At 67.1% G+C, this 5,247-nt stretch carries 6 protein-coding genes; 1 reads left to right on the plus strand and 5 read right to left on the minus strand.

Annotation, left to right across the window (positions count from 1 at the left end):
• Window positions 1-99: 99 nt before the first annotated feature.
• From JF66_RS14375 to JF66_RS14385, 3 genes are all read right to left on the minus strand, one after another.
• Window positions 100-1,098 carry an acetamidase/formamidase family protein gene (locus JF66_RS14375; RefSeq protein WP_035879158.1) on the minus strand — a complete coding sequence of 333 codons (999 nt, stop codon included), beginning with the start codon at window positions 1,096-1,098 and terminating at the stop codon, window positions 100-102.
• A gap of 298 nt (window positions 1,099-1,396) precedes the next feature.
• Window positions 1,397-2,875: a malate:quinone oxidoreductase gene (locus JF66_RS14380; protein WP_369798032.1), complete on the minus strand. Its 1,479-nt coding sequence runs from the start codon at window positions 2,873-2,875 to the stop codon at window positions 1,397-1,399.
• Between the two features lie 156 nt (window positions 2,876-3,031).
• Window positions 3,032-3,484: a DUF1801 domain-containing protein gene (locus JF66_RS14385; protein ID WP_197059424.1), complete on the minus strand. Its 453-nt coding sequence runs from the start codon at window positions 3,482-3,484 to the stop codon at window positions 3,032-3,034.
• Between the two features lie 85 nt (window positions 3,485-3,569).
• On the opposite strand from JF66_RS14385, the gene JF66_RS14390 reads away from it, so the two are divergent.
• Window positions 3,570-4,409, plus strand: coding sequence for a response regulator transcription factor (locus JF66_RS14390; RefSeq protein WP_035879161.1), 840 nt, complete (start codon window positions 3,570-3,572; stop codon window positions 4,407-4,409).
• Between the two features lie 118 nt (window positions 4,410-4,527).
• On the opposite strand, the gene JF66_RS14395 is transcribed toward JF66_RS14390, so the two are convergent.
• Entirely contained in the window at window positions 4,528-4,881 is a 354-nt protein-coding gene (locus JF66_RS14395) for a hypothetical protein (RefSeq protein ID WP_035879162.1), read from the minus strand.
• Entirely contained in the window at window positions 4,878-5,075 is a 198-nt protein-coding gene (locus JF66_RS14400; protein WP_156109814.1) for a hypothetical protein, read from the minus strand. Before JF66_RS14400 ends, JF66_RS14395 begins: the two co-directional genes overlap by 4 nt.
• Window positions 5,076-5,247 lie beyond the last annotated feature (172 nt).

A 5,247-nucleotide genomic window follows, 5' to 3' on the forward strand; every position in this document is an offset into this window, starting at 1 on the left:
TGGGTCAGCGGGTGTGGGGAGCGGGTGCAGGTCAGCGGGTGTGGGGAGCGGGTGTGGGTCAGCGGGTGTGGGGAGCGGGTGCAGGTCAGCGGGTGCGGGTCAGCGAGCCGCGGCTCGAGAGCGCAGGTCGCGGTGCATGCCGTCGAAGGCGTAGGCCGCGGGGAACAGCGATTTGCGCACCTTCACGACCACGCTGTAGTTCGGGTCGACCACGTTGGCGATGGGGGCTTCGGCCACCTGGCTGAGCAGCTGGTAGGCATCCATTTCGTGCAGGCCGAACAGTTCGCCGAACCAGCGGATCATCTCGAGCTGCGCGATGCGCCAGGAGTCTTCCATGGGGCGGGACGAGCCCACGATCATCCAGTAGTCGTCGGTTTCGAGTCGCGGCCAGAGCGGCGCCCGTCCCTTGATCAGGTCTACGAGAATGGTCGAGTTCATGGCGCCTTCGACCGCGGTGCCGCAGGCCTCACCCTCGCCCTGGCGGTAGTGGCCGTCGCCGATCGAGAACAGCGCGCCCTCTACGTTCACACCCAGAAACACGGTCGTGCCGGCCTTGATCTCCGGGGTGTCCATGTTGCCGCCGAAACGTTCGGGCACGAGCGAGGACCGCACCTCGTTTCCCGACGGCGCCACTCCCACCGTGCCGAGCATCGGCTCGAGCGGCAGGGCTACCTCGAAGTCCCCGAAGCGGGCCTGGAAGCCTACGGTTTTGGCTGCGGTATCCACCTGGTAAATCCAGGTGGCCTCCGGAAGGGCCTGCTGCAGCAGCGCCGTGCGATCCGTACTGGTCATGCCACCGAAAAAGGGAATGGCAGCGGATGCGCCCCAGCTGCGCGCCGGAACCAGGTCGACCACATGGATGGCCAGGGTGTCCCCCGGTTCGGCGCCCTCCACATAGAACGGGCCGGTTTGGGGATTCAGGTAGCGGAAGTCGATCACCTGACTGGCCACATCGTTCACCGAGGTGAGGGCGTGGTTGAAGGCGTCCTCCGACCACAGGTTGAGCAGGGTGCCGGGCCGCACCCGTTTGACAGGGTCGGCACCTCCGAAGGTGTAGACGTACTGGCTGCGTTCCGGTCTGAAGTCGACAGAGTCCATACGGGTCAGCGTAGCGGGCACCGGGACATCCGTCCCCGGTGCGCGGCGCTAAAACCGGGGTTTCTGAGACACGCCGGGGCCCGGCGCCACCCCGGGCGGCGTGTCGCGAAAAGTACCGGTTTTACGAGGCCCGACCTGAACGGACGGGACCGGAACCGGTCCGGACCGTCCCACGCGAAAACCGGGGTTTCTGAGACACGCCGGGGCCCGGCGCCACCCCGGGCGGCGTGTCGTGAAAAGTACCGGTTTTACGGGCGGATGCGCCGGCGCAGGGCCGCGACCCGACCGGGAGGGCGGGTCAGGCTGTGAGGTTCAACACCTTGGCGGTTGCGGCGAGGGACGCCGCGGCGGCGGCGGGATCGTCAGAGAGCTGAGTGCCGTAGCTCGGAATCATCGTGCGCAACTTCGGCTCCCAGCCGGCGATGCGGTCGGGGAAGCAGCGCGCGAGCAGGTCCACCATGATCGGTGCGGCGGTCGACGCCCCCGGGGATGCCCCGAGCAGGCCGGCAATCGTGCCGTCGGCGGAGGTGATGACCTCGGTGCCCATCTGGAGCACGCCGCCCTTGGCCGCGTCCTTCTTCATGACCTGCACGCGCTGGCCGGCCGTGATGAGCTCCCAGTCGCCCATCTTGGCGGTGGGCACGAACTCCTGCAGCGCCTTGAGCTTGGCGTTGCGCGACGCGAACACCTCGCCGATCAGGTACTTCATCAGGTCGAAGTTGTGGCGAGCGACCGCGAGCATCGGCCCGAGGTTGTGCGCACGAATCGAGAACGGCAGGTCGAGCCACGTGCTGGACTTGAGGAACTTGGGGCTGAAGCCGGCGTAGGGGCCGAACAGCAGCGACATCTCACCGTCGACCACGCGGGTGTCGAGGTGCGGCACCGACATGGGTGGGGCGCCGACGCCGGCCTTACCGTAGACCTTCGCCTGGTGCTGTGCCACGAGTTCGGGGTTTGTGGTGCGCAGGAACTGCCCGCTGATCGGGAAACCGCCGAAGCCTTTGATCTCCGGGATGCCGCTCTTCTGCAGCAGCGCGAGCCCGCCACCGCCGGCGCCCACGAACACGAACTTGGCGTTGACGGTGCTGCGCGTCTGGCCCACCTGGCGCAGCAGCTTGATGCGCCACGAACCGTCGGTGTTCTGCGTCAGGTCGGTCACCTGCTGGTTCATGTGCAGGTCCACACCGTGCCGAGTGAGGTCGTCGAACATGAAGCTGGTCAGCGCGCCGAAGTCCACGTCCGTGCCGAGGTCGCTGCGCGTGGCCGCGATCTTCTGGCCCGCAGGTCGCTTTTTGGTGAGCAGCGGGGTCCAGCCGCCGATGACCTCGGGGTCGTCGCTGAATTCCATGCCCGTGAAAAGCGGCTGGTCCTTCAAAACCTCGTGACGCTCACGCAGGTAGGCGACATTGGCCTTGCCCTGCACAAAGGTCATGTGCGGTGTGGAGTTGATGAAGCGGCCGGGAGCGGGCAGCGCGCCCGTCTTCACCAGGTGCGCCCAGAGCTGGCGGCTGATCTGGAACTGCTCGTTGATGCTGACGGCCTTGTCCGCGGTGAGCTTTCCCCCCGGCGCTTCGGGCATGTAGTTGAGCTCACAGAGCGCAGCGTGGCCGGTTCCCGCGTTGTTCCACGGGTTCGAGCTTTCCTGGGCCAGTTCGCCGAGACGCTCGTACACTTCGATTTTCCACGACGGCTGCAGCTCTTTGAGAAGCATGCCGAGGGTGGCGCTCATGATTCCGCCGCCGATGAGAACGACGTCTACGGGTTCCGTTGAATTCACGCTTCCGAGCATACCGCCGCCCACGACCGGCTTAAGCCGCCCCCGTCACCCCAACCGGGGCATGCCCTCGCTTCTCTGGCTGACTCACGACCGGGCGTTTGCCGTCACCGAGGAACCACGTCCGATGCGCATAACGGATGGCACCAGCCGCGGGTCTCAGGCGGGTCGTTTGATGCGTTCGTACTCTCGCAGAAAGTCGTCGACGCTCACGCTCGCGACGGTGCGCGCAATGATGTCGAGATCGACGTCGGCGAGGGTGCGAAAGCGCAGGCAGCTCTTACCCATGTCGAGTTGGCGGCCCGAAGCCGCCCACTCGGCGCGGAAGGCGGCATCCCGGTCGGGGTTGCTGTAGAGCCCCATCAGGTAGAGGGAATGGTAGTTCTTTCGAGCGGCGAGGCTGACATACGCCAACGGCTGGCCGTTGTAGGTTTTCGGGAACCGGGCCAGGGGAATCACCCAGCCGGGCACTCCGGAATGCAGCCCAAGCTCGTAGCCGGCCGGCATCGCATCGCGCACGGCGTCGATGACGGGGTACAGCACGGCACGCGCGTTGGGCTCCAGATCGTCGAAGTAGTCCTCGACGTCGCTCGGCACGGGTTGTTTTCTCACGCACTAACGCTACTCGCAGAACGGATGCCGCGCTCCGTTCGCCCGCAACACCCCGGCACCCTCCTTCTGGGGGGATACTGGTTCCATGCCGACTGAATCGACCGAACGACGCGTGGCGGTCATCATCGAGGATGACCCGGACATCCGCGATCTCCTCGAGGCCGTACTCACCCAGGCCGGCTTCGAGACGATCCCCACCGGCAATGGTCTCGACGGGGTGCGCGCCGTGCGCGAGCACAACCCGGTCGTCACCACTCTCGACGTGAGCATGCCGGGAATAGACGGTTTCGAAACCGCCCGCCGCATCCGCGAGTTCAGCTCCACCTACCTCGTGATGCTCACCGCTCGCAGCGATGAGATCGACACGCTTCAGGGCCTTGAGTCCGGCGCCGACGACTATCTCACAAAGCCGTTCCGCCCGCGGGAGCTGCGTGCCCGCATCGACGCCATGCTGCGACGCCCACGCCGGCACCTCGCCACGGACGACTCCGACGACGCTGTCGACGAGCCTGAGGCTCCGAAGGCCCCCGAGGCTCCGCCGGAGAGCCCTGCCGCCGGGTCGCCGGAGGCACTCCCGTCTCCGGCCGACGACGGGTGGTTTGAGCACAACGGCCTGCGGTTGAATACCGAGGAACGCCTTGTGAGCCTGGACGGCGCGCGCCTCGATCTGACCCGAACCGAGTTCGACCTGCTCGCGACGCTGCTGGAGTCGCAACGGCGGGTGCGCAGCAAGGCCGACCTCGCCCTACTGCTGCGGGGCGACAGCTATTCGGATGCCTACTACGTGAACGAGGCCGACAAGCGCGCGGTCGAGGTGCACATGGGCAATCTCCGCCGCAAGCTCGGCGACAGCAGCACGGTTCCGCGCTGGCTCGAAACCGTGCGCGGGGTCGGCTACCGCCTCGCGGCCCGCGACACAATCTAGCCGACCACCCTGGCCGGACAGCGGGCCGGACATCGGGCCGACCACCCTGGCCGGACATCGAGCCGGTCATCGGGCCGGGCAGCGGGCCGGGCAGCGGGACAGCCGGACAGTGGGCCGGTCAGGCGCTGCGGAACAGCTCGGTGAGTTCGAGGCAGGTCTCGTCGCCGATCCTCGTGAGGCTCGACAAAGAGAGTCGGCACCCCGCGAAGTCGCACCGCGACAGTGCGCCCAGCATCAGGGCGGACTCGGCCTCAAGGTGCACGGCGCCGAGCATGCTGCTGGTGGTGCGGATGCTCAGCAGCACGACGCCAGCCTCCGAAGCGTCGGACCGACCGAGGGCCTTCTCCAGGCGCGCCGCGCGTTCACACCAGTGGCTCACGAATTTTCCGGCGAATCGGCCAACACTCGCTTTATCGCCACCGAGATCGTGGCACAGGCGAGCCAGAACGACCCGATCGATGTGCGCGTTCACCGCGCGACGTTCGGAAGATCAAGCCCCCGGTCGGTCGCGGTCTGCGCCGACCCCAGCGCGGGCGCCTTCGAGACGCGAGCCTGCCCGAGCAGACCGAAGCTCGCCGATTTCGTGCGGGCGAACGTGAGAGCGCGCCGGGAACCGGGCAAGACGGCCTGTCGGGACCGCTGGAGATAACGGATGCTGTTGCTCACAATCCGAGGGTGCCACCGCAACATGCTGTAGATGGTCACCCCCGGTCGGGGGTCAGCACAAGACTTGATCAAGATCGGCTCAAGTCCCGCATTCGGCGGCGCGCGAGCCGACTCAGTCCGCGGGTGTGGCCGGGTTCGTCGGTGACGGCGGGGGTTCCGACCCGGGCGCGGG

The organism is Cryobacterium sp. MLB-32 (assembly GCF_000738085.1).
Taxonomy (GTDB): domain Bacteria; phylum Actinomycetota; class Actinomycetes; order Actinomycetales; family Microbacteriaceae; genus Cryobacterium.

What these genes read in the sequence shown, in the direction of transcription:
- JF66_RS14375 (WP_035879158.1), bottom strand. Translation starts at nt 1,098, where the DNA reads ATGGACTCTGTCGACTTCAGACCGGAACGCAGCCAGTACGTCTACACC.
- JF66_RS14390 (WP_035879161.1), top strand. Translation starts at nt 3,570, where the DNA reads ATGCCGACTGAATCGACCGAACGACGCGTGGCGGTCATCATCGAGGAT.